Here is a 24,715-nt window from a genome sequence, read left to right on the forward strand (position 1 = left end):
GGTGAAAGGTGGAACAGGGAAGCGGTGCAAGCTACGCAACGGGGCGGGATTCGTTAGCGAATTTTTGCTGAAAGTTTATTTTTCGCAGAAAACAAAGACAGTGGGAGGTTGCATACAGGGCGGTTGTAGAGACGCGACACTTCGCGTCTCATCGTTGCTGATATTGTTTACGCAGAGCAGATTAGCCTTTCTCGTCGGAAGGAGTAGCGACGGCGCACGAAGGGATGTCCAGGCAAAGCTGTTCAATGGGGAGACGCGAAGTGTCGCGTCTCTACACTCAGTTCTCTTGGTTGATGAGGTTGACCACCAGCTTCACCATTACATCCTTGTCCTCCGGCTTGCTTTAGCTTCGCAGACCTTCGGTTCGGCAATGAGCAGGGTCAGGGCCACCAGGGCATTGTCGGCGAGGCGGCGGGAGCCGTCGGGTTTGTAGAGGCAGTGGTTCTTATCCATGAACCACACGAACAGAACCGGAGGTCAGCGGAGCTAAAGGCCGCAATGCGCTTATTGCCATCGGAAAAGGAATGGTTTTTCACCACAAAATAGAGCAGGTGGGCCGCTTTTTCCTCCACGCTGGGGTACAGCTCTACACCGTCAAAACTCTGGTAAATCGTGCGCACGGAGCTCTGGAACGACTCATCCTTCTCCCGCCCGAACAGCACGCTGCCCCCGAACTGCTGGCACAGGCCATCCACGGCCTGCAGGGCGGCTTCGTAAGTCAGCTCAAACGGCGTGTCGGGCGAGGTGGCCGTGATGCGCAGGCGCTGGTGGTCGTACTGGTCGAGCACGTCGAGGGCCCGGGCGTAGTCGCTGAGCACCCGGAGCAGGGCTGTGGTCTGGTCAGGCGTGAGTTCCTGGTTTTCCAGCAGCTCGCCCTGCAGCCGCAGCAGCCGTTTGAGTTCGGTGAGCTGGCGGACGTTTTCGCGCAGCCGCTTCTCGTTCAGCACGAAGCCCTGCACTAAGTACTGCCGCAGCACCTGCGTGGCCCACTGCCGGAACTGCGTGCCCTGCCGGGAGTTCACCCGGTACCCGACAGAGATGATAACGTCGAGGTTATAGTAGGTCACGGGCTTGTCGGAAAAAGCAATGTGCATTTTTTGCACATTGCTTTCTTCATCCAGTTCACCGGTCTGAAAAACAGTGCGCAAGTGCTTGGTAATCACACTTCGCTCCCGGCCAAACAACTCCGCCATCTGGGCCTGGGTGAGCCAGACGGTTTCGTTCTGCAAGTGCACTTCCAGCCGGGCGTGGCCGTCGGCCGATTGATAGAGGAGGATATCCGGAGTGGGCTCCATAGCGAGGATACGAACGTAAAACAGGCAGCAACTCAGCAATATGCAGAATCAGCGGCGGGAAGCCAAGCCGGCAGCCACCGCGGCTACGAAAGCCAGCGTCCAAAACTTTCCTGCCATGGTTCAGTTCTGAACCCACTTCCCTACCTCTGACTTTATCCGCATGCAATTCTCCGGCAAGAACATCCTTATCGTGGGCGCTTCCTCAGGCATCGGGCTGGCTACGGCCCGGCTGCTGCACGGCCTGGGTGCCAGTCTCTACACCGCCTCCCGCCATCAGTCGGCCGAGCTGGCCGAGCTCAGCACCACCTTTTTGCCCCTCGACGTGACGCAGCCCTTCGGCACGGCGCTGGATGCCCTGCCCGAGGTACTGCACGGCGTGGTGTACTGCCCCGGCAACATCAAGCTGCGGCCCTTCGAGCGGATTCCGGTGGAGGATTTCCGCGGTGATTTTGAGCTGAACGTGCTGGGCGCGGTGCAGGTGCTGCAGGCCAGCATGAAGCGGCTGAAGAAGGCCGGCGGAGCCTCGGTGGTGCTGTTCAGCACCGTAGCGGCCGATACGGGCATGGCGTTCCACGCCAGCATTGCCACCTCCAAGGCCGCCGTGGAGGGCCTCACCCGCGCGCTGGCCGCCGAGTACGCCGCCAGCGGCGTGCGGGTAAACGCCGTGGCCCCGTCGCTCACCAACACCCCGCTGGCCGCCGCCCTGCTCAACACGCCCGAAAAAGCCGAAGCCAGCGCCAAGCGCCATCCGCTGCAGCGCATCGGGGAGCCCGAGGATCTGGCCTACATGGCTTCCTTCCTCCTCTCCGACCACGGCTCCTTCATCACTGGCCAGGTACTGCCCGTAGATGGCGGCATGGGCCGGTTGAAGTAGCGAGTCGTCTGTCATCCTGAGCGGAGCGAAGGACCTTACCACGTCAGAACGGTTGTCGCATCAATGACTCGTTCACGCGTGATAAGGTCCTTCGCTCCGCTCAGGATGACAGGACATTTTATCCTCTCCCACTTCTCTACTATGAAAGTATCCCTGTTCTGGCACCGGCGCGACTTGCGTTTTCAGGATAATGCCGGGCTGGCTGCCGCGCTGCAGGGCGAGCAGCCGGTGGTGCCGCTGTTCATCTTCGACCCCGAAATCCTCGACAAGCTGGAAAACCGCCAGGATGCCCGCGTTATGTTCATCTTTGACGAGGTGCAGCAGCTCGTTGCCGAAGCGAAGGAAGCCGGCGGTACGATGCTGGTGCGCTACGGCAAGCCGGAAAAGATATTTGCCGAGCTGCTCAAGGAGCTGGACGTGGCCGCCGTGCACACCAACCACGACTACGAGCCCTACGCCGCCACCCGCGACCAGGCCGTGACCGAGCTGCTGGCCAAGCACCAGATTCCGCTGCACACCTATAAGGATCAGGTCGTCTTCGAGAAGGACGAGGTGCAGACCAAAACCGGCCAGCCCTACAAGATTTACGGCCCCTACAAGCGCGCTTGGCTGGCCCGCCTCACCGAGGCTGACTACCGCCCCCACCCTTCCGCCGACCACCTCAGCAAGCTGGCCCGCGTGCCGGCCGGCCCCCGCCCCACCTTGGCCGACATGGGCTTTGAGCGCAGCCCCGAGCCCATTCCGGGCCGGCGACTGGCCACCCGCACCCTGGAGCAGTACGCCGACACCCGCGACCTGCCCGCCCGCGACTCCACCAGCCGGATGGGCCTGCACCTGCGCTTCGGCACCGTGAGCATCCGCCACCTGGTGCAGCGGGCTCTGGAGGCCAAGGCCGAGGTGTGGCTGAGTGAGCTGATCTGGCGCGACTTCTTCATGCAGCTGCTCTGGCACTTCCCCTACACTGCCCACGAAAGCTACGACCCCAAGCTGCGCGACATCCAGTGGCGCAACAACGAGGCCGAGTTCCGGGCCTGGTGCGAGGGCCGCACTGGCTATCCGCTCATCGATGCGGGCATGCGCCAGCTCAACGCCACCGGCTTCATGCACAACCGCGTGCGGATGGCCACGGCCAGCTTCCTCATCAAAAACCTGCTTATCGACTGGAAATGGGGCGAAGCCTACTTCGCCGAGAAGCTGCTCGACTACGAAATGGCCTCCAACGTGGGCAACTGGCAGTGGGTGGCCGGCACCGGCGCCGATTCGCAGCCCTGGTTCCGCATTTTCAGCCCCGATTCGCAGCTGGCCAAGTTCGATAAGCAGCACGCCTACGTGAAGCAATGGGTGCCCGAGTTCGGCACGTCGCGCTACCCCAAGCCTATGGTGGAGCACCCCGCCACCCGCGACCGGGCCCTGGCCGCCTACCGCGCCTCCCGCGACCTGCACGCTTAGCCAAATCCGGCCAGGTTTCTCACAACTTTCAGCCGCTGACGCGGTTATCTTGCTACTATGAAACAGCAACCCACGCCCGCTCCCGAAGCGGCTTTCTCGCCCAAAGAACGGATCAAGCAAGCCTACCTCGACTACGTGCTACGCAAAGGCAAGCCGCCGATTTCGGTGTTCAAGCTGACCCAGAAGCTAGGCTTGCCCGAGCAGGAATTCTACGCCAGCTACGCCAATTTCGACGCCATCGACCGGGAAATCTGGGCTGACTTTGGCCGCGAGGCCCGCGCCACGGCCGCCCGTGAGCCAGTGTGGGAGCAGTACGGTGCCCGCGAAAAGCTGCTGGGCTACTACTACACGCTCATCGAGATTCTCAAGCACAACCGCAGCTACGCCCTGCAAAGCCTGCGCCGCTCGCTCTCCAAAATGCCCGGCATCACGCCACGCGTGCTCGACGATTTCCGGCAGGATTTTGAGGCCTTCGTGGAGGACTTGCTGCGCGAAGGCCGCCGCACCGAGGAAGTGGCCAGCCGCCAGCTGGTGCAGCACGGCTACCCGCGCTTCTTCTGGCAGCAGCAGTTGTTCGTGCTCGGTTTTTTCGCCAAAGACGACACCGTCAACTTCGAGCGCACCGACGCCGCCATCGAAAAAGCCGTAACGCTGAGCTTCGACCTAGTAGGCCGCAATACCCTGGATTCCGCCGCCGATTTCGTGCGGTTCCTGGTGCGCCGGTAAGGTTTTTCAGTTGTATCGGAACGGTCATGCTGAGCTTGCCGAAGCATCTCTGCCGCTTCGTTGTTGTAGTAAGGCAACAGTGCGGTAGAGATACTTCGGCAAGCTCAGCATGACCGTCTTTGGTTTATAATACATCCTCATGGACGATACCCCCAAGTCGCTTACTTCCCTGCCCACCACCAAAGTGGCCCGGGCGGCGCGGTTCGCCAAAACCGGCCTCAACGTGGGGGCCAACTACGTGAAGCACTATGCCAAGCGGGCCGTGGGCGCCGATAGCCCCACCGAAGACCTGCACGCGGCCAATGCGGCCGAGCTGTACGGCACGCTCAGCGAGATGAAAGGCTCGGTGCTGAAAGTGGCCCAGATGCTGGCCATGGAAAAAAACCTGCTGCCCACTGCCTACGCCGACCAGTTTGCCCAGGCCCAGTACCAGACCCCGCCCCTGTCGGGCCCGCTGGTGGTGAAGACGTTTCGGGAGGCGTTTGGCAAGTCGCCGTTTGAGGTGTTCGATGAGTTCGACATTGAGGCGCGGCAGGCGGCCAGCATCGGGCAGGTGCACGCGGCGCGCAAAGACGGCCGGGCGCTGGCCGTGAAGGTGCAGTACCCCGGCGTGGCCGACAGCATCCGCTCCGATATCCGGCTGGTAAAACCCATTGCCCTGCGCGTATTAGGCCTCGATGAAGCCACCGTGCGCCCCTACATGCAGGAAGTGGAAACCCGCCTGCTCGAGGAAACCGACTATGCTCTGGAGCTGCGCCGCGGCCAGCACATTGCCGCCACCTCGGCCGGTTTGGCCCATTTGCAGTTCGCCCAGTATTACCCCGAGCTATCGGCCGCCCGCATCCTGACCATGGACTGGCTGCCCGGCCAGCACCTCAAGGAGTTTCTGGCCACCAACCCCGGCCAGCAGGTGCGCAACCAGCTGGGTCAGGCCCTCTGGGACTTCTACATGTTTCAGCTGAATGAGCTGCGCCAGGTGCACGCCGACCCGCACCCCGGCAACTTTCTGCTCACGGCCACTGACGGCGGCACCGTGGGCGTGTTGGATTTTGGTTGCGTGAAGGAAGTGCCGGCCGACGTGCACCACCTGTTCACGGCCCTGCTGGCCCCCGAAACCCTCATCGATCCTGCCCGCCTCACCCAGCTGCTCACCCAGGCCGGCGTGCTCCGCCCCGACGACCCGGTCGCCCGCCGCGCCTTCTACGTGGATACCATGCGCGCCTCGCTGGAGCTGGTGGGCCGCCCCTTCCGCCAGCCCTCCTTCGATTTCGGCGACCCGGCCTACATACAGAGCCTCTATGCCCTCGGCGACGACCTGATGCAGCAGCCCGAACTGCGCCAGCAGCGCGAGCCCCGGGGCTCCGAGCACTTCATCTACCTCAACCGCACCTACGTGGGCCTCTACGCCCTGCTCACGGAATTACGCGCCTCTATTCGCACCAATCCTGCCGAATAATCGAGGGTTTCCAAACTAAACTGGCACACCCTAGTTTAAGCATCCCGGAGCAACTCGTGTACTTACACGAATGGCTCCGGGATACTTTTTTTCTCTCTCCATCTTCACCTCCCCTTTTCCATGAAAAAACTCTGGACCCTTTGCGCCGCGCTGCTGAGCGTGGTATCGGTGGCCTCGGCCCAATCGACGATGAACTGCTGCACCAAGCCCGCCGCTGGTCAGGCTGCTACCGAAGTATTCGCCATGCTGGCTTCTAACGAGGACTTCTCCGGCGGCCACGATGCTCCCCTGCCCTTCACCTACGCCGGCGAAGGCAGCATGATTGAGTTCAAAACCACCGACGGCCAGACCGGCAAAGCCTTCGAAATCAAGAGCAAGACTAAGTCGGACAAGTACCTGTTCGTGATTCACGAGTGGTGGGGCCTGAACGACTACATCAAGCAGGAAGCCGGTCGTTTCGCCGAGGAGCTGCCCGGCGTCAACGTCATTGCCCTTGACCTCTACGACGGCCAGATTGCAACCGACGCCGACCAAGCTGGCAAGCTGATGCAGGGCGTGAAAACCGAACGCGCCCAGGCCATCATCAACGGCGCCCTGGCTTACGCCGGCCCCAAAGCCCAGATCAGCAGCATCGGCTGGTGCTTTGGTGGCGGCTGGAGCATCCAGACGGCTTTGCTGGCCGGCCCCAAAGCCAAAGCCTGCGTGGCCTACTACGGCATGCCCGAGAAGGACGTAGCCAAGCTCAAGACGCTGAACACCGACGTGGTGTTCGTCTTCGCCAAGCAGGATAAGTGGATCAACCAGGAGGTGGTAGACCAGTTCCGCAAGGATATGACCGCCGCCAAAAAAGGCCTCACGGTGAAAACCTACGACGCCGACCACGCCTTCGCCAACCCATCCAACCCCAAGTACAGCAAGGACTTCGCTGCCGACGCCCACGCCGCCTCGGTTGCCTACCTGAAGAAAAACCTGAAGGTGAAATAAATCACGAATTTAGCCGGATTCATCGGATTGCACGGATTCGTTCCAGCAGCCGGTGGTTTTCCCGCAATGCGTAAAAAAGGCTGCCCGCTTGGGCAGCCTTTTTTTGTATCAGCCTGTACGGTTGCAGAGACACCACACTTCACGTCTCCCGCCAGAACAACCGGAACCGCGCCACCGGCACAACGCCAGCACGGTTTTGATGTGTATTACCCGGACAACCAGCACCGCACTCCCTGAACAACATCAGCACGCGCCGGGACGCGAAGTGTCGCGTCTCTACAGTCATGTAGGGTTTTCCAGACTGCGGGGAATCTGCTACCTTTTAGCTCCCACCAACGCCCTGCACCATGTCTACCGCCCTCGTTTCTCCGGTTCAGCGGCTGCTGAACGAGTACGCCGAAAGCCACCAGAACCCTACCAACAAGCTGGTGCACTGGGTATGCGTACCGCTGATTATGTTCGCCATTCTGGGGTTACTCTGGTCGGTGCCGGTGCCGGCGGCGGTGCGAAACATCAGCCCCTGGCTGAACTGGGCTACTGTGGTGATGGTGCTGGCCGTGGCGTATTACGTCCGCCTCTCGGGACGGCTGGCGGTGGGGATGGTGCTGGTGTGGGCGGCTATGGCGCTGGGACTGCGCGTGGTAGATGCCGGGGCGGCCCTGCCCCTATGGGCCGTATGCCTGATTATTTTCGTGCTGGCCTGGGTTGGGCAGTTCTGGGGCCACAAGGTGGAAGGCAAGAAACCCAGCTTCCTCAAAGACCTGCAGTTTCTGCTCATCGGCCCGCTGTGGCTGCTCCATTTCATCTACCGCCGGCTGGGCTGGCGGTATTGATAAGGTGCTGGACAAAATAGAACGTCATTCCGAGCCTGCGAGGAATCTCGCGTGCTGATGTTATCCAATCGTCGAACGATAACCGCTCCATAGCCCAGGGTTTAAACCCTGGATTAGTGAAGCAATGTCAGCACGCGAGATGCTTCGGCTACGCCTCTGCATGACGTTCAGCGTTGTTTATCAACTGCAGCTTATTCCAACAGCCGCGCCTGAAGTTGAGCCAGACTTTCGGGGAGTTGCTGCATGTCGGTGAGTACGAAGTAGAGGTCCTGGAATTTGTCCTTCTCGAAAGGCGTATCCAGCACACCGTCGAGGGTGAAGGGCAGGCGGGTGGGCGCGTCGCTGAGGCTGAACTTCACCTCGCCGTGCGACGACAGCAGCCCGGCCCCGTAGATGCGCAGACCGTCGGGCTGCTGAATCAGGCCGAACTCGGCCGTGAACCAGTACAGACGCGTGAACTGCTCCAGGGTGCCGAGCCAGCGTTGGCCGTGGTGCACGGCGGCCGCACCCAGCGTTTGCAGAAAATCGGCAAAGCCGGCATCCGTCAGCAGCGGCACGTGGCCGAATACGTCGTGGAACATGTCGGGCTCCTCCAGGTAATCGAGCTGCTCGAGGGTGCGCAGCCAGGTGGTGGCGGGAAACTTGCGGTCGGCCAACAACTGGAAGAACACGGCATCGTCCACGATGCCCGGCACTACCACCAGTTCCCAGCCGGTCAGCTCCTGCAGGCGCGGGTTCACCTCCCGGAAATCGGGAATGGCGTCGCGGGTGAAGCCTACCCGCCGCACGCCTTCCAGAAATGCCTCGGCGGCGCGGCCGGGCAGTAGGGCCATCTGGCGGTCAAAGAGCAGCTGCCACACGTGCTGGTCGGCGGCGGTGTAATCGGCGTATACCTGGGTGAGCAGCGGCAGGGCAACGGGGGAGGCAGAAACAGACTGCATAACGAAAACGGAAATGATGGAAAAAGAAAAAGCCTGCCTCCGCAGAGAGCGGAAGCAGGCTTGAAAAGACGTTGGGGAGGATGATGTGCTAGTCTCAGGTCCTCGCGTACGCCGCGGCCGCTCCGCTCCGGAGGGGAGCGTAATAGGTAGCAGCGTAATAATAGCGGGACGTGAACAGCAGCATGTGCAGCAAATGTACGAGAGATTTTGGATTAAGTAGATTTCACTCTGTCATCCTGAGCGGAGCGAAGGACCTTATCATGTCCAATGAGCCGTTCAGACGTGATAAGGTCCTTCGCTCCGCTCAGGATGACAGCTTGGCTACTCCACCGGCTGCAGCTCCCAGCCCGAGGACAGCAGCGCGGCCAGCTCGGCTACGCTTTCGGTGAGTTGCTCCCAGCTCGTGAGCACGAAGTACTGGTCTTGCAGGTGCGCTTCGCTGTAGGGCGTGTGCAGCACGGTGGCTAGGTCGAAGGGAAAGCGGCGCGAAACGTCGCCGATGCAGTGGTGGATTTCGCCCGACGACGACAGCAGACCGGCCCCGTACATGCGCGTCTGGCCATGCTCCTCCACCAGCCCAAACTGCACCGTGAAGCCGTAGAGCCGCTCGAGGCGGGCCAGAGCCACGGCATCGTCAAGGTGCTGGGCGGCTACCTGCCCCAAGAAGTGCAGGAAATCGGCAAAGGCTTGGTCCATGAGCAGCGGCACGTGGCCGAATACACCATGGAACAGATCCGGCTCCTCGATGAAGTCGAACTGCGCCATGCTCCGGATCCAGACGGTGGCCGGGAACTTGCGCTGGGCCAGCAACCCGAAGAACTCGGCATCATTGAGCATACCCTGCACCGGCTCCAGCTGCCAGCCGGTGGCCTTGTGCAGGCGCTGGCTTACTTCTTGGAAGTCGGGAATGGCGTTGCGGTGGAAGCCCACGGCCTCCAGCCCCCGGCCAAACGCCGAGCAGGCACGCTTGTGCAGCAGGGCCGTCTGGCGGTCGAACAATACCTTCCAAACCAGCTGATCCTGCGTGGTATACCGGTCGTAGTGTTGCTGTATCATAGCGCGTACAGGGCAGAAAAAAAGCCCGGCTCCTGGGGAGGAGTCGGGCTCTTAAGTGGATTTCAGAGAAGGAGAAGCATGCTGTGTTCTACCTTTCGTACCCGCAAAAGCGCCCGACCTCGTCCTGGACAGGACGATTAATAGTCATAAAGCATTTCGCGGATAGGTTCAGCATGATGATGCAAATATAGAAGACTTCCAGAATAAACAAGATTTCAGGACAGTTTATTTTAAAAGGCCTATTACATGAATCGGCGCATTTATTTCATCTAAGCACCCTTGTACAAGGGGCCATCAGCAAGTATTTGACACTGTTTATGATTAACTACCTTATAATTTTAGGGCTCTATTTGTCAAATAAGCCATTTTCATTGTGTAAACTCGTAACGGGCTAGGGCGACGAAGGTAGTTGTATTAGCCCGACGTACTTCTTTGCTGATTTCCAGCTTCTGGGAGCCCAGCGTAAGTACGCGGCGCAGCTCGCACGGCTGGCCCATCTCCCGGCCCGACCCCTCAAACACTGCCTGAAGGCGGCCATCGGGCAGGCGGATTTTGGACCGGAGTTGCAGTTGCGCATTGTCCCAACGGACGGAACGACCATCGCGGGCCAGCCAGAGCTTGTCGAACTCCTTTACCATACCACCCTCGGGCTGCTGGTAGATGTAATCGAGGACAATGGCGTTGGGGCCGGGGCTCATGCCGTTCAGACCACTACGAATGGCATCGGGTCGGGCCGAAGCCTCATTGGCATACGTGAGCTGGCCTTGCACCCACTGCTGCGTTAGGAGCTGTAGCTCCTGCATGGTCAGGCGGAGAGCATCAGCCTGACCATTGCCGCGCTCCACCACCAGCGTAACCAAGCTGGCCAGGGCCAGCGCGAACCTGAGAATTTGCTTTTTCATGACGAAGCCTTTTAGCAGTGATGGTGCCGCCTACAGCTTGCCGTTGGGCTCGTAGGTCATGCTCAGTCGGGTGTCGCCGGTGATTTTAAGGTCTACTTTGGCTTGCTGGGCTGAGGGGTTGAGCAGCAGCGCCGTGGAGCCGGCCATGAACCGCAACGTGCCCCGCTCGCCGGGAGCCAGCGTGGTTTTGCCGAAGATGCCGCCGCCCCGGGGCCGCTCCTTGAACTCGACGGATACTTTGCCTACGTTGTGGGCCTCTACTTTGAAGCCGCCCAGCTGGCCACCGCCCAGCACAAACTGCTTGCCCGGCTCAATGAGCAGATTGGAAGTGATACCCGCCCAGCAGGCCGTAACGAGCAGTAGCAGGGCGGCGAAAGTGGCAACAGTGGCCGAACGGAAAGGCAGGAAAGTACGCATGGCAATGGGGGGTTGAAGTGAAACGATGTCCCAAAGGAACTGCCCCCGCCGCCGCCAAACGCCCCAGTTTACAGCCTGGGACGCCTCAATTTATAGTTTGACACTGGGCAGGCGTAGAGACGCAATACTTCGCATCTTGCTGTTGCTGAAGCTGTTTGATTGGCGCAGTTCCGGGTCGTTCAACGATGAGACGCGAGGTGTCGCGTCTCTACAATGTGCTGTTGGTACAGGGCCGGCCGTTCAACAATGAGGCGCAAGTATGCGTCTCTACAGCTGCCGGGCGGCTTCGCTGGGTGTCTGGCCGCGGAGCTTTTTGAAGACGCGGTTGAACGTGGACTTGGAGTTGAAGCCTGCCTCCAGGGCCACGGCCAGCAGGGTGTAGTGCCGGAACTGCGGGTCGCGGAGGCGGCGCTCGGCCTCGCGCACCCGGTACTCGTTCACGAAGTCGTTGAAGTTCTGGCCGCAGCCGGAGTTGATGACTTTGGAGAGCCAGGATGTATTGGTGCGCAGTTGGGTGGCCAGCTCGCCCAGCGTTAGCTCGGGCTCCAGGTAGGGCCGGGCCGCCTGCATGTGGGCCAGCAGCCGGGCCGTCCAGCGGGCCAGCTCCGCGTCGGGTTCGGCGGCCGTTTCAGTTGGCTCTTCAACGGTGGCATCAGCTACCAACGGTACGCTGGCAGCCGCAGTAGCAGCCGAAACAGGTATTTCAGGCAGATCGGGTACCGCATCGGCAACAGTTCTTTTGTCTACCGCCGGTACAACGATGCCAGGCGCTTCGTCGGCAGCTTCTATCGTTGGTAACGGGGCCACTGGTGGAGCTGCTTCAGCCGACAACTGGAAGCGTAGGGCGGCCAGGCGGTAACCCGTCAGCAGGCCCGAGATGCTAAGGTAGTAGATCAGCAGGCCGGTGAACAGGTAGTCGTACCAGTTCTGCACGTAGTTGAGGGGCGTGATGAAGAAATTGACCGCGCCGAACACTAGCGTGACGCCGGTGCCCACCACTACGGCCACTAGCACGTTACGCAGCCACCGAAACCGGAGCTGCTCGGTGTCGGAGAAGTTGTCGTTGAGGTAGCGGGCGTAGGCGCGGTAGGCGCGCAGGGTGTGCACCGCGTAGGCCAGCACCGAGAGGTAGCCCAGCGTATCGGCCAGCAGCCCGATGGGCTGGTAGTCGGCCCAGCTGGCCAGGGGGCCTTTAGTGCCGAAGTGGGCGGGCAGAGGCTGGCCTTGCACCCCGTGCCACCAGCCGATATCGTGGCCAAATACCACCAGCAGCCACGTCAGCATCACTAGGACGGGTGCGAAGTGCCACCAGTGCCGCCGCTTCAGCCGGAACTCCTGGTTGGTAAGGCTGCGGAAGTAGAAGTATAGCGCGGGCCCCACCGCCAGCCAGTTGCTGAACGGCCAGTAGAACATGAACGTCGTGCGAGCGTCGTGCGAGTCGTACCAGCCGGCAAAGCCCAGCATCCACTGGGCCAGCCGCACCGCAAACAGCAGCAGCAGCAGCGCCAGCCAGCCGTCGGCCGCCGTATCCTCGCGCCGCCGCCGCGCCCACAGCACCGCCGCCACGATTACGCCTTGCAGGAAAAACGGCAGCAGCAGGCCGCTGTAGAGGTTGAAGCCGAAGAACATACCGGCAAGGTAACAGTAGATCGGACTTCTACTATGTTCAAAAAGCTAGTTCCCCTCCTTAGAAAGGAGGGGCTAGGGGTGGTTGACCTTGCAGTAGAACGGTTTTTAGAACTAGCTCTAGCATCGTTCCAGCGTTCATCAACCACCCCTAACCCCTCCTTTCCAAGGAGGGGAACTAGCTTTTAGTTTACCTTCTACTCCAACTCCTGGCGCAGGGCGTACACTTTGCGCAGGTTGCGGATCAGGCGCTCCGACTCGGCGAAATTCAGGGTCTGGGCGCCGTCGGAGGCGGCTTCCTCGGGCTTCTCGTGGGCTTCGTAGATGATGCCGTCGGCTCCGGCCATCACGCCGGCCAGGGCCATGGTGGGCACGTACTCGCGGATGCCGATGCCGTGCGAGGGGTCCACGATGACGGGCAGGTGGGTTTTCTCCTTCAGGATGGGCACGGCGTTCAGGTCGAGAGTGTTGCGCGAGGCGGTTTCGAAGGTCCGAATGCCCCGTTCGCAGAGAATCAGCTTCTCGTTGCCGCCCGAAAACACGTACTCGGCCGACGACAGTAGCTCCTCGATGGTGCCGGAAATGCCGCGCTTGATCATCACGGGCTTATCCACGCCGCCTAGGGCGTCGAGCAGGTTGAAGTTCTGGGTGTTGCGCGCGCCCACCTGGAACACGTCCACGTAGTCGTGCATCTCCTCCACCTGCGACACCTGCATCACCTCCGTCACGATTTTGATGCCCCGTTCCCGGGCCATGCGGTGGAAATCCTTCAGGCCTTCCATGCCCAGCCCGCGGAACGCGTACGGCGACGAGCGGGGCTTGAACACGCCCCCGCGCATGATGCGCACGTCGTTGTCCACGAGGTGCTGCATGATTAACTCCATCTGCTTTTCGCTCTCGATGCTGCACGGACCGGCGGCCAGCGTGAGCGAGCCTTCCCCGATGCGCACCCCGTCGCCGAGGTCGAGCACCGTGGGGCGCACGCGCCACTTGCGGCTCACCAGCTTGTAATCGTCCGACACGCGGTGGATGTCGAGAATGCCAGGCAACTGGCCGATGGCGCGCAGATCCACATCGGCCTTGCCGATGGCCACCAGGTAGTGGGCACGTTGGGTTTTCACCTCCGTAGCCTTGTATTTCAGCTCCTGAATGCGGGCTTCAATGGCGGCTTTATCGGCGGCGGTGATATGGGGGTCGAGTTGGATGATCATGTTCTGGGGAGGGAGAATCAGCTGCATTACTGCTCCCCTGTCATCCTGAGCGGAGCGAAGGACCTTATCACGTTGAAATGACCGTCTGAACGAATACGTTCTGATGTGATAAGGTCCTTCGCTGCGCTCAGGATGATTGAGCAGGTAGGATGACAGCTTTTCGGAAGCTACTTAGTTGAGTACAGAAGAAACAAACCGCTTAGCGGCGGCCGGGGCGTCGTCCACGCCGTCCAAGGCGCGAATCAATGCGGAGCCGATGATGGCGCCCTCGGCGTACTGGCAGGCGTTCTGGAACGAGGCTTTGTCGCCGATGCCGAAGCCGATGAGGCGGGGGTTGCGCAGGTTCATGGCCTCGATACGCTGGAAATAGGCTTCCTGCACGCCCTCGGCCTGGGTGTTGGCCCCGCCCGTGGTGCCGGGGCCCGACACCAGGTACAGGAACGAATCGGTCAGCTCGTCGATGCGGCGGATGCGTTCCGGGGCGGTTTGCGGGGTGATGAGGAACACCGGCCGCAGGTTGTGACGGCGGAAGATTTCCTGGTACTCGGCCACGTAGTCGTCGAGGGGCAGGTCGGGCAGGATGATGCCGTCGGCGCCGGCGGCGGCGGCTTCGCGGCAGAAGTTGTCTACCCCGAACTGCATTACCGGGTTGAGGTAGCCCATGAGCAGAATTGGCGTTTCGGGTACGCTCTCCCGGATGTCTTTCAGCTGCTCGAACAGCACCCGCAGGTTCATGCCGTTGGCTAGGGCCACGGTGCTGCTGGCCTGAATCACCGGCCCATCAGCCAGCGGGTCCGAAAACGGCATTCCGATTTCGATGAGGTCGGCCCCGGCTTCGCTCAGGGCTTTGATCAGCGGTACGGTGTCGTGCAGGCTGGGGTAGCCGGCCGTGAAGTAGATGTTGAGCAGGTTTTTCTGCTTTTTGTCGAAGGCGTCTTTGATTCGGTTCATATCAGCGGCCCTGTCATCCTGAGCGGAGCGAAGGACCTTATCACGCTTGAACAAGTCGTTCACTGGTAAGCCAGACGTGATAAGGTCCTTCGCTTCGCTCAGGATGACAGGTGGTTTGGCATTACATAATAGCGTCAGCGTACTTGATGTAGGTTTCCAGGTCCTTGTCGCCGCGGCCGGAGAGGTTGATGACCACCACGTCGTCGGGGCCGGCGCCGAGCTGGTCGAGGGCGGCTAGGGCGTGGGCGGTTTCTAGGGCCGGGATGATGCCTTCGAGGCGGCTGCATTCGGCCACGGCTTTCAGGGCCGCTTCGTCTTCGATGCTGATGAAGCGGGCGCGCTTGGAATCGGCCAGGAAGGCGTGCAGCGGCCCGATGCCGGGGTAATCGAGGCCGGCGGAAATGGAGTAGGGCTCGGTAATCTGGCCGTCCTCATCCTGCATCAGCAGCGTGCGGCTGCCGTGGATGATGCCCGGCGTACCCAGCACCGACGTGGCGGCCGAATGGCCTGAGTGCACGCCGTGGCCGGCGGCTTCCACGGCTACCAGCTGCACCGAAGGCTCTTCCAGGAAGTGGTAGAACGCGCCGGCCGCGTTGGAGCCGCCGCCCACGCAGGCCACCACGTAGTTGGGCAGCTCGGAGCCGGTTTTTTCCAGCAACTGCTTGCGCATTTCCTCGCTGATAACGGCCTGCAGGCGTGCCACCAGATCGGGGTACGGGTGCGGGCCCACCACCGAGCCGATGATATAGTGCGTGTCGACGGGGTTGCTGATCCAGTCGCGGATGGCCTCGTTGGTGGCGTCCTTAAGGGTACGGCTGCCGCTCATGGCCGCCCGCACCTCAGCCCCCAGCAGGCGCATGCGGTACACGTTGGGCTTCTGCCGCTCCATGTCGATTTCGCCCATGTACACGATGCACTCCATGCCCATCAGGGCGCACACCGTGGCGGTGGCCACGCCGTGCTGGCCGGCACCGGTTTCGGCAATGATGCGCGTTTTGCCCAGGCGCTTGGCCAGCAGAATCTGCCCTACGGTGTTGTTTACCTTGTGGGCGCCGGTATGGCAGAGGTCCTCGCGCTTGAGGTAGATGCGGGTGTTGTACTTCGCCGACAGCCGTTTGGCCTCGAACAGCGGCGTGGGCCGACCCACGTAGTCGCGCAGCAGCTGCTGGTATTCCTGCTGGAACTCCGGCTCGGCCATAATGCTCAGGTATTGCTGGCGCAGCTCCTCCACGTTGGGATAGAGCATTTCGGGAATGAACGCGCCCCCGAACTGGCCGTAGTAGCCGCGCTCCGTGGGTTGTTGGTAGGTTGGTTTCATGATGGTTTTTCGCAGAGTCTCGGGGTGGGTGGCGCAGGGTCTCGCAGTGGCTTACCCCGCGAAATCAGACGCAAAAAAGGGTTCTTATAACAGGTCGTTGGTCATGACTTCCGACAACGGCAGCTTCCGGGTTTCCAGGCCATGCTCGGCCAGCCAGTCCAGGTAGCGCTGCACCCTGGCGGGGCTCATGTGGCCCCAGCCGGGGCCGCTGCCGTAGTATTCGGCCGTGTACTGCTGGCTTTCGAGCAGGAAAACGGGGTTGCGGTCGGCGGCCGGTACCAGCTTTTGCAGCAGTGCTACCGCCTCCTCCGGATGGTCTTTGGCGTGCAGGAAGCCCTGTCCGGACACCCGCAGGAACTTCCGGTAGGCCTCCCCGTTTTCCAGCACCCGCTTTTCCGACGCCATGATGACGGGCGAATAGCCGTACGGAATACCATACTCGGCTAGGCGGAAGCTGGTCAGCTCCACGCCCTGCTGCCGGGCCTGCACGCCTTCCCAGTTATCGAAAATCCAGGTGGCGTCGGCCTGCTGTTGCAGCAACGTGTTCCAGATGCCTAGCTTCTCGGGGTAGGTGATGGTCAGCGGATCGGTAGCACCGTCGTTTTCCAGCATCTTCGCCACTATCTGGTCCTCGTAGCGGGCTTGGTACGAGGCGTAGATTTTTCCGGCCAAATCTTTGGGCGACTGAATATCCGGACGCTTGAGCGTGACGATGCTGCTCAGGTCTTCCGTCAGCAGGGCGGCCACGGCTATGGCATCGAACGGCCGGGCCTTGGTGCGGTAGCTGATGATGCTTTCCAGCGGGCAAAGCGCAAAATCGGCCTGCCCCAGCTCTACCTTCTTGGCTGGAGTCAGGGCGTAGTCGTCGGCCTCCGGGGTCAGCAGCTCCACCTCCAGTCCGTGCTGTGCGTACCAGCCCAGCTCCTGGGCCACCACAAAGCCCGTGTGGTTGGTGTTTACCGTCCAGTCCAGCGCAATCTTTATTTCGCTCATAGCTTTTGTGTATCCGTCTTTAGCGCAATCTGCCTGTGTATGCTGCTGGCTTGTTATGCTTTCAACTCTTGAAAAAAAGCCTCCAGCCGGCCGGCGTCCTTGGTGCCCGGGGCGGTTTCGAAGCGGCTGTTCAGGTCCAGGGCAAACAGGCCGGGCAGCCGAAGGTTGCGCAGCGCCGCCGCGTGTTCCGGCCCGATGCCGCCGGCCAGAAAGTACGGCACCGGCAGGTTGTAGTCCTGTAGCAGCGTCCAGTCGAAGGCGGTGCCGTTGCCGCCGGGCTGGGGGCCGGCCGTGTCGAAGAGGAAGTAATCAACGCAGTCCACGTAGGGCTGGAGCTGCGCAAAGTCGAACCCCTCGCCCACCGCAAACGCCTTCACCACCGGCACGCCGCCGGCCCGCACCGCGGCGCAGGTTTCGGGCGTTTCGTGTCCGTGAAGCTGGGCCAGTTGCAAATCATACTCCCGCACCCGCGCCAGCACCGTAGCCGCGTCGTCATCCACGAACACGCCCACCTTGCGGATGGCGGCCGGCAAGGCCCGCACCGCCGCCGCCGGCAGCCGCTCCCCCACGTACCGCTTCGACTGCGGATAGAAGATGAACCCCAGAAAATCGGGCCGCAGCGCCGCCACCGCCCGCAGGCTGTCGGCATCAGCCATCCCGCAGATTTTGAGGTGGGGCATGTGGTGGGTGTTGGTTGGCATGTGTGGGGGCTAAAGCTAGCTCCCCTCCTTGGAAAGGAGGGGCTGGGGGTGGTTGATTTTTAGAGTTAGAAGCTAGAGCTAGCTGTTGTTCTGACGATGGTCAACCACCCCCAACCCCTCCTTTCCAAGGAGGGGAGCTAGCTCTAGCTTTCTGACCCTTACAGCAACGTCACCGCCTCGGTGGCGCGGAGCTGCTGCACCAGGGCGGCGCAGGCTTTTTCGGGGCGGGAGTGGCGCATGAAGGTTTCGCCCATCAGGAAGCCGCGGTAGCCTACGGCGCGCAGGGCTTCAATGTCGGCGGCGGTGGTTAGGCCGCTTTCCGTCACCTTCACGTACTCGTCGGGAATGCGCTGGGCCAACTCGCCCGAGGTGTCGAGGCTCACGGAGAAGTCGTGCAGGTTGCGGTTGTTCACGCCTACCAGGCTCACGGCGTCGGGGTGCAGGGTTTTGTCGAGCTCCTCGGCGTTGTGGATTTCGAGCAGCACTTCCATGCCCAGGCTTTTGGCCAGCCGGCCCAGGCGCAGCACTTCCTCACCGCTGAGCACGGCCGCAATCAGCAGCACGGCATCAGCCCCGAGGCTCTTGGCTTCGATGATCTGGTACTCGTCCACTACGAAATCCTTGCGCAGGATGGGGCAGAAATTGAAGCGCCGGGCCGTGGTCAGGTCCTCGTTCTTGCCGCCGAAAAACTCCGTATCCGTCAGCACCGACAGCGCCGAAGCGCCGGCCTGCATGTAGCCCAACGTGGTGCGCTCCACCGGCGCGTGGGCGTTGATGATGCCCTTGCTGGGCGACTTGCGCTTGAACTCGGCAATGATGCCGCTCAGATCGTCGCGCAGCAGGTAGCGGCGCAAACTCAGCGGCTGGGCCGGCATGTAGAAGCTTTGCTCCAGCAGCTTCACCGGCACCAGGCTCTGGCGGGTGGCTACTTCCTGGCGCTTATGGGCAATGATGGTATCGAGAATGGTCATTGTTTTGAGCTGTTAGCTACTAGCTGTTGGCTGATAGCTGTTTCGAAAATCGTGTGTCATCCTGAGCAGAGCGAAGGACCTTGTGCCATTCGCACGAAGCGTAACAACAACAGTCGTTCTGGTTTGATAAGGTCCTTCGCTCCGCTCAGAATGACAGGACCTGTTTACTGGGCTCAGATAGCTGCCACCAGCTCCCGCAGCGCTTGGCGGGCGCGGCCGGAATCCAGCGACTCGCGGGCGGCGGCCAGGCTGTCGGCGAAGCTGAAGGTGGGCTCCAGGCAGCCGATGGCCAGGGCCGCGTTGGCCGTTACCACGTCGCGCTGGGCGCGGGTGGCACGGCCTTCCAGCACATCCACAAAGATGGTGGCTGATTCGGCAGCGGTACGGCCGCCGGCCAACTCCTCGGGCTGGTTCAGGGTCAGGCCCAGGTCGGCGGCCGAAACCACCCGCTCGCCTTCTGATGTGGCCAGCTTGGCGGCGGCCGTCAGCGAGAGTTCGTCGTAGCCATCCAGGGCGTGGACCACGGCATAGCGGGTGTCGGTTTGCTGGAGCAGGTAGTGGTAGAGGCGCAGCAGCTCCAGGCTGAAGGTGCCGGCCACCTGAAACTTCGGCCGCGCGGGGTTCACCAGCGGGCCCAGGATGTTGAAGAACGTGCGCACGCCCAGCTCCCGGCGCACCGGTCCGGCGTGGCGCATGGCCGGGTGGAAGGCCGGAGCGTGCAGAAAGCAGATGCCGGCCCGTTCCAGCTGCCGCTGCAGCACGTCGTTGCCCACCCCAAACTCCACGCCCAGCTGCTGCAGCACATCCGACGACCCGCACACCGACGACACGCCGATGTTGCCATGCTTGGTGACCTTGTAGCCGGCCCCAGCCACCACAAAGCAGGCCAGCGTACTGATGTTGAGCGTGTCCTTGCCGTCGCCGCCGGTGCCCACAATGTCCACCGTGTCGCGGGTGCCCAGCTCCGGGTCGCGGCTGAGGCTCAGCAGGGCCTCGCGGAAGCCCGCCAGCTCCGGCACCGAGATGGGCCGCATCCGGTACACGCTCATAAAGGCCGCCATTTCCGCCGCGTTGGCCTCGCCCTGCCCAATGCGCAGCATGGCTTCCAGCGCCTCGGGGTGAGTCAGCAGCTGCTGGTCGAATAGTTTATTGAGAATCTGTTTCACAATCAGACCGCCACGAAGGCGGGTTTGGGGGAATTGGGTGGGTAATTACCGGAGGTAGAGACGCAATATTTTGCGTCTCCCCGCGTGCTGATGTTGTTAGCTCCACGCTACTATTATCGTTCAACGACGAGACTCCAACTACTGCGTCTCTACATTCAGCCTGTTCAGCTCAGCCAGTTGCGCAGCATCTGGTGGCCGTGCTCGGTGAGAATGGATTCGGGGTGGAACTGCACGCCGCGCACATCATAGTCCCGGTGGCGGAAGGCCAACACCTGACCGTCGGCGTCGAGGGCGGTGACTTCCAGCTCGGCGGGCACGCTCTCGGGGCGCACGCTCCAGCTGTGGTAGCGGCCTACTTTAAAGGTATCGGGCAGGCCGTCGAACAGCTTGTCGGCGGCCGTGAGGTGGGCGTCGGTGGCTAGGCCGTGGAGCACCTGGGGTAGGTTGTACAGCTCCCCGCCGAAGCTTTCCGCCAAGCCCTGGTGGCCCAGACACACGCCCAGAATCCGCTTGGAAGGTGCGTAGCGACGGATGATTTCGGGCATCAGGCCCGCTTCCGACGGCACGCCGGGACCGGGCGACAGCAGCACCGCGTCGTAGGCGGCCACGTTGTCCACGGCCAGCTTGTCGTTGCGAATCACGGTAACGTTGTCCGTATGCCCCAGCTCCCGCAGCACCTGCACGAGGTTATAGGTAAAGGAGTCGTAGTTGTCGAGAACGAGGATGTTCATTGAGTTCGGCCGTTTGGCCTGATGGTCCCAGGGCTGAAGCCCTGGGCTAGTGAGTGACTTCTATAAGGAGTGCTCCGTAGCCCAGGGCTTCAGCCCTGGGACGGCTGCCGCCGATGCTACACCTGCTCAGCGGCCTGCAGCGCCTTGCGTAGGGCGGCCAGCTTGTGGTGCACTTCGTTGAGTTCGGAGTTGATGTCGGAGGCGGCTACCACGCCGGCCCCAGCCTGGAAGTAGAGCTGGCCGGCGGTGCTCAGAAGCGAGCGGATCATGATGGCGTGGTTGAAGTCGCCGTTGAAGCCCAGGTGGCCGATGGCGCCGCCGTAGTACCCGCGGGCTGTCGGTTCCAGGCCATCAATGAGCTGCATGGCGCGGTGTTTGGGCGCGCCCGAGAGCGTGCCGGCCGGGAAGGTATCGGCCACCACCTGCAGCGAGTTAGTGCCGGCGGCCAGGGTGGCATTCACCTCGCTCACCAAGTGAATCACGTGCGAGTAGAACTGGATTTCGCGGAAGGTTTTCACCCGCACGTTGTCGCCGTGGCGGGCTAGGTCGTTGCGGGCCAGGTCCACCAGCATCACGTGCTCGGCGTTTTCCTTGGGGTCGTCGGCCAGCTTTTGGGCCAGAGCGGCATCCTCGGCGTCGTGGCCGGTGCGGCGGAAGGTGCCTGCAATGGGGAACAGACTGGCCTCGCGGCCCTGAATGCGCACCTGCGCCTCCGGCGACGACCCGAAAATCTTGAAGGAGCCGTAATCGAAGTAGAACAGGTAGGGCGAGGGGTTGATGGAGCGCAGCGCCCGGTACACGTTGAACTCGTCGCCCGAGAAGCCCTGCTGAAACCGGCGTGACAGCACAATCTGAAACACGTCGCCCCGCAGGCAGTGCTGCTGGCCCTGGGCCAGCACCTTGAGAAACTCCTCGTCGGTCTGGTTGGTCTGCTCCTCCCCTTCCGTCCGGAACTTGAAATCGGGCAGCGAGGGGTTGCGGATCAAGTTTACCAGCTTCGTCAGCCCGTCCTCGTCCACCTCCTGCCCCTGCAACGTGTGCTCGAACACGTACAGCTCGTTGCGGAAGTGGTTGATGGCAATGACGTAGCGGTAGGTGCCGTACAGGATATCCGGAATCTGGCCGGCGGGCTGCTTGTCGGGGTTCAGCGTGAGGTCCTCAAAGGCCTGCACCGCCTCGTAGCCCAGGTACCCGAACAGCCCGCCCGTGATGAAGTCGTGGCCGGTATCCTCGGTCTGGAAGCTGGCCGCAAAGGCCTGCAGGCGGGCCAGGGCCGTGCGGGGCGAGTCGAGCGTTTCGGTTTCGGTGGTATCGTCGGGTAGCGTGAGGGTCAGCTCCCGGCCGCGCAGCTCAAAGCGGGCCAGCGGATCGAAGGCCAGGTAGCTGAACGCGTTCTGCTGGCCGTGGTAGTCGGAGCTTTCCAGCAGCAGGCAGTTGTCGTACCGGTCGCGCAGGCGCAGGTAGAGGCCCACGGGGGTGACGGTATCGGCCAGAACGCGCAGGTGGCGGGTAGTGAGCTGGTAGGTTTGCATGAGCGGGGCTGGTTGTGTTGGTAGAGGTGGGCCAGCGCCGGGCACAAAAAAAGCCCGGCTGGTCGGCCGGGCTTTTGAGTCGTTGCGAAAAAAGTAGTTCGATACCTTAACGCACGCACAGGCTGTCCCGTCCGGATTCTCCGTAGGGCCACCACCATGCTTGCAGGTTCATCGAAATAGTCATTGCCAAAAAGTTGGTTAGGCGTTGAACGGTGCAAAGGTACGCCGGGTTCAGTGCGGCGCAAGAAAAGGCCGGTTTTTTTTACCAGCGGCTTTCACCCTCATTCCTGGTTATAAAGCATTGCAGGCAGTGGCAGAACAGCTACTCTTTAATAAATGCCTGCGTACCCTGCTGCTTACTGGTAGTTACGCGCAACTGATACAGGCCTTTGGCCAGACCGCTCACGTTAAGCGCGCCGCCAGCTTTAAGCTTGTCTTTCACTACCACCCGGCCGCTCTGGTCCAGCACTTCCACGCGGGCGTCGCGGGCATCGGTGGGCAGCTGCAGCATCAGCCGGTCTTTGGCCGGGTTGGGATACGCACTGAAGGCCAGCACGGCGGCGTTGCGGGTACCGGTAACTACGGCAGGCCGGCTCAGCCACTGATAGGCCGCCGAAAACTCCCGCTTCCAGAACCACTCGGCGTGCTGCCCATCAGCGGGGGCGCTGAAGCTCAGGTTGGCAGCCGGTACGCCGCCCCGCGCCAACGAGTCGCGCATGGCCTGCATCAGGGGCACCATGGTCTGGCTTTCGGTAGCTCCACTCACGAAGTAGAAGCGCGTAGCCGGGTTGGCCGGGTGCTGCCGCAGGTACTGAAACAACGGCTGCTGGGCAAACCAGAACGCCGGCGAAAACACGCCCACTTTGCTGTATACCTGCGGGTACTTCAGGGCTGCATAGGTGGAAATCAGGCCGCCCATGCTGCTCCCGGCAATGCCAGTAAACTCCCGCCCGGTGAGGGTACGATAGTTCTGGTCGATGTAAGGCTTAAGCGTCTGAACCATGAAATCCACGTACTGGTCACCCTGGCCGCCGCCATACTGGGGGTTATTCCAGGGAGAAAGCTCGTTCAGCCGCTCACTGCCGCCGTTATCCACAGCCACTACAATAGAGCCGGTAGCATCCAGGCCCTGCTGCTGCAGCTGGCTCAGGGTTTCATCCACGCCCCACTCGCCCGAGAAGCTGGTGCAGGCATCAAACACATTCTGCCCATCGTGCATGTACAGCACGGGGTAGCGCTTGGCAGTAGCCGTACCGTAGTCGTTGGGCAGGTATATCCAGATGCGGCGCGTGCGCCCCAACTGTGGCATCTGAAACGCCGTGCTGATGATTTGTACGTTGGGTTGCAGCGCCGTGCTCTGACAGGTGCCACCACCCGCGCCCAGATCTTTCCAGTTCACTACCTGCAGATTGACGGTAGCCGGACCGCCACTAATCGTGTAGCTCCGGTTGCTGATGTCGTTGTTCTGGGCATCCGACTCAACCGTACCCCAGGAGCCCCGGGTAAATTTAAATTCTACTGTACCCGTCACGGAGGCCGGCAACGTGAGCTGGTAGCTGCCGTCGGCAGCCTTAGTCAGCGCGTGCGGCGCATTGCCGGGGTTCCAGTTGTTAAAGGAGCCCGCCATGTACAGCGTAGCGCTGGCCGGGGTGGCAGCGGGCACTGCCGTGAGGCGGAAAGTGGTTTGTGCCTGTACGTTGGTACTCGCAAGGGCTACAGCGCAGCCAAGCAAAAAATACTTCATAGGAAAAAGGTGGGCAGAAAGGATATAGCAAGCTACCAACAATTCTGCTGGCGTATCTCCCGCTCACACCATTTTCCCAATAAGAGGTAGCGTCCCCTTGAGTAGTGGATAAAGACAACCTGTATTTTTCCGGGAAAATGCAGAAAACCGACAAAGCAATTTTCTGTACTGAGTGGTAAGTAAGCCCTTACGGTGAGCAACAGCGAGGAACTTTTCGCCTGCACCGAAACTCCGCTTGGCCAGCAAGGTACACTGCCATTCTCAGCCCTAGAATATATACAAAAAAACCAGCACCCTATTGATCAATTTCACACCATTGACCCGATACTTTATTGACTCTAGATGTTGCTCTGTTTGCACACCCTTATTTCTTCTACTTGCTTTTTCACCTAGCTTCACCCATCCGAAAACAGCCTGATTTACCGCTATTTGGCCCCTGACGCATCAACACACTATCAATTCCGACTGGTTTGGTGAAAACCGTCGATTTGGTGAAATTCTATCATTCGTCTGGCTGATTAACAACCCCACTGTCAATGTAGCATTGTCGCGAGTCAATATGCGCGTGCTTCGAAAGGACCGGCTGTAAGTGCCCGTTTGTAACCTCAGGTACCGATATTATGCCTTATAGCCACCCGTAAGAGGTCGATTCGAAAGACATTTACTACTGTCAAAATGTTGCCCCGACAACTTTTCAATAGATATCCGTCGCAAAGTCCAATTATAACGAAACCGACTTATGGGTTTGCACTCATTGTTTTTGTTCGGCCGAACCCTTTAACTTGCGCTGTTTCTTAACGATTTGGTGATGTTGAACTCGGACGAAGCAGGTAGTATA

At 61.1% G+C, this 24,715-nt stretch carries 22 protein-coding genes; 6 read left to right on the top strand and 16 right to left on the bottom strand.

Going from position 1 to position 24,715, the window contains the following annotated elements; genetic code table 11:
* Positions 1–380: 380 nt before the first annotated feature.
* Positions 381–1,295: a virulence protein RhuM/Fic/DOC family protein gene (gene rhuM / locus EI291_RS19815; RefSeq protein WP_170172732.1), complete on the bottom strand. Its 915-nt coding sequence runs from the start codon at positions 1,293–1,295 to the stop codon at positions 381–383.
* Positions 1,296–1,455: 160 nt separating this feature from the next.
* On the opposite strand from rhuM, the gene EI291_RS19820 reads away from it, so the two are divergent.
* The 6 genes from EI291_RS19820 (at position 1,456) to EI291_RS19845 (ending at position 7,617) form a co-directional block, all read left to right on the top strand.
* Positions 1,456–2,169, top strand: a complete 714-nt coding sequence (locus tag EI291_RS19820; protein WP_125424027.1) for an SDR family NAD(P)-dependent oxidoreductase — start codon at positions 1,456–1,458, stop codon at positions 2,167–2,169.
* A gap of 141 nt (positions 2,170–2,310) precedes the next feature.
* Positions 2,311–3,618, top strand: coding sequence for a cryptochrome/photolyase family protein (locus EI291_RS19825; RefSeq protein ID WP_125424028.1), 1,308 nt, complete (start codon positions 2,311–2,313; stop codon positions 3,616–3,618).
* 57 nt (positions 3,619–3,675) lie between these two features.
* A complete protein-coding gene (locus EI291_RS19830) occupies positions 3,676–4,344 on the top strand; it encodes a TetR family transcriptional regulator C-terminal domain-containing protein (RefSeq protein WP_125424029.1) in 669 nt (222 codons plus the stop codon).
* Positions 4,345–4,483: 139 nt separating this feature from the next.
* The gene (locus tag EI291_RS19835; protein ID WP_125424030.1) at positions 4,484–5,800 is read left to right on the top strand and encodes an ABC1 kinase family protein; all 1,317 of its coding nucleotides are present in this window, start codon (positions 4,484–4,486) and stop codon (positions 5,798–5,800) included.
* Between the two features lie 120 nt (positions 5,801–5,920).
* A complete protein-coding gene (locus EI291_RS19840; protein ID WP_170172733.1) occupies positions 5,921–6,784 on the top strand; it encodes a dienelactone hydrolase family protein in 864 nt (287 codons plus the stop codon).
* A gap of 347 nt (positions 6,785–7,131) precedes the next feature.
* Positions 7,132–7,617: an Mpo1 family 2-hydroxy fatty acid dioxygenase gene (locus EI291_RS19845; RefSeq protein ID WP_125424031.1), complete on the top strand. Its 486-nt coding sequence runs from the start codon at positions 7,132–7,134 to the stop codon at positions 7,615–7,617.
* Positions 7,618–7,808: 191 nt separating this feature from the next.
* Here EI291_RS19845 and phhA read toward each other — a convergent pair whose 3' ends face one another.
* The 15 genes from phhA to EI291_RS19920 form a co-directional block, all read right to left on the bottom strand.
* A complete protein-coding gene (gene phhA / locus EI291_RS19850; protein ID WP_125424032.1) occupies positions 7,809–8,558 on the bottom strand; it encodes a phenylalanine 4-monooxygenase in 750 nt (249 codons plus the stop codon).
* Positions 8,559–8,879: 321 nt separating this feature from the next.
* A complete protein-coding gene (locus tag EI291_RS19855; protein ID WP_125424033.1) occupies positions 8,880–9,614 on the bottom strand; it encodes a phenylalanine 4-monooxygenase in 735 nt (244 codons plus the stop codon).
* 368 nt (positions 9,615–9,982) lie between these two features.
* Positions 9,983–10,516: a hypothetical protein gene (locus EI291_RS19860; protein WP_125424034.1), complete on the bottom strand. Its 534-nt coding sequence runs from the start codon at positions 10,514–10,516 to the stop codon at positions 9,983–9,985.
* A gap of 30 nt (positions 10,517–10,546) precedes the next feature.
* Positions 10,547–10,933, bottom strand: a complete 387-nt coding sequence (locus EI291_RS19865; protein WP_125424035.1) for a hypothetical protein — start codon at positions 10,931–10,933, stop codon at positions 10,547–10,549.
* Between the two features lie 267 nt (positions 10,934–11,200).
* Positions 11,201–12,562, bottom strand: a complete 1,362-nt coding sequence (locus tag EI291_RS19870) for a helix-turn-helix domain-containing protein (protein ID WP_125424036.1) — start codon at positions 12,560–12,562, stop codon at positions 11,201–11,203.
* A 194-nt stretch (positions 12,563–12,756) separates the two neighbouring features.
* Positions 12,757–13,770, bottom strand: a complete 1,014-nt coding sequence (gene aroF / locus EI291_RS19875) for a 3-deoxy-7-phosphoheptulonate synthase (protein WP_125424037.1) — start codon at positions 13,768–13,770, stop codon at positions 12,757–12,759.
* 171 nt (positions 13,771–13,941) lie between these two features.
* Entirely contained in the window at positions 13,942–14,721 is a 780-nt protein-coding gene (gene trpA / locus EI291_RS19880; RefSeq protein ID WP_125424038.1) for a tryptophan synthase subunit alpha, read from the bottom strand.
* 121 nt (positions 14,722–14,842) lie between these two features.
* The gene (gene trpB, locus EI291_RS19885; RefSeq protein ID WP_125424039.1) at positions 14,843–16,039 is read right to left on the bottom strand and encodes a tryptophan synthase subunit beta; all 1,197 of its coding nucleotides are present in this window, start codon (positions 16,037–16,039) and stop codon (positions 14,843–14,845) included.
* 84 nt (positions 16,040–16,123) lie between these two features.
* The gene (locus EI291_RS19890) at positions 16,124–17,032 is read right to left on the bottom strand and encodes an ABC transporter substrate-binding protein (protein WP_125424040.1); all 909 of its coding nucleotides are present in this window, start codon (positions 17,030–17,032) and stop codon (positions 16,124–16,126) included.
* Between the two features lie 53 nt (positions 17,033–17,085).
* Positions 17,086–17,733 carry a phosphoribosylanthranilate isomerase gene (locus EI291_RS19895; RefSeq protein WP_240635613.1) on the bottom strand — a complete coding sequence of 216 codons (648 nt, stop codon included), beginning with the start codon at positions 17,731–17,733 and terminating at the stop codon, positions 17,086–17,088.
* Positions 17,734–17,891: 158 nt separating this feature from the next.
* Positions 17,892–18,704, bottom strand: a complete 813-nt coding sequence (trpC, locus tag EI291_RS19900; RefSeq protein ID WP_125424041.1) for an indole-3-glycerol phosphate synthase TrpC — start codon at positions 18,702–18,704, stop codon at positions 17,892–17,894.
* A gap of 173 nt (positions 18,705–18,877) precedes the next feature.
* A complete protein-coding gene (gene trpD, locus EI291_RS19905) occupies positions 18,878–19,870 on the bottom strand; it encodes an anthranilate phosphoribosyltransferase (protein ID WP_125424042.1) in 993 nt (330 codons plus the stop codon).
* Between the two features lie 164 nt (positions 19,871–20,034).
* Complete coding sequence (locus tag EI291_RS19910) at positions 20,035–20,601, bottom strand: anthranilate synthase component II (RefSeq protein ID WP_125424043.1); 567 nt, start codon at positions 20,599–20,601, stop codon at positions 20,035–20,037.
* A 116-nt stretch (positions 20,602–20,717) separates the two neighbouring features.
* Complete coding sequence (locus tag EI291_RS19915; RefSeq protein WP_125424044.1) at positions 20,718–22,133, bottom strand: anthranilate synthase component I family protein; 1,416 nt, start codon at positions 22,131–22,133, stop codon at positions 20,718–20,720.
* A 322-nt stretch (positions 22,134–22,455) separates the two neighbouring features.
* Positions 22,456–23,877 carry an alpha/beta hydrolase-fold protein gene (locus EI291_RS19920; RefSeq protein ID WP_125424045.1) on the bottom strand — a complete coding sequence of 474 codons (1,422 nt, stop codon included), beginning with the start codon at positions 23,875–23,877 and terminating at the stop codon, positions 22,456–22,458.
* Positions 23,878–24,715: the final 838 nt, after the last annotated feature.

It is taken from the genome of Hymenobacter rigui (assembly GCF_003944715.1).
GTDB lineage: Bacteria > Bacteroidota > Bacteroidia > Cytophagales > Hymenobacteraceae > Hymenobacter > Hymenobacter rigui.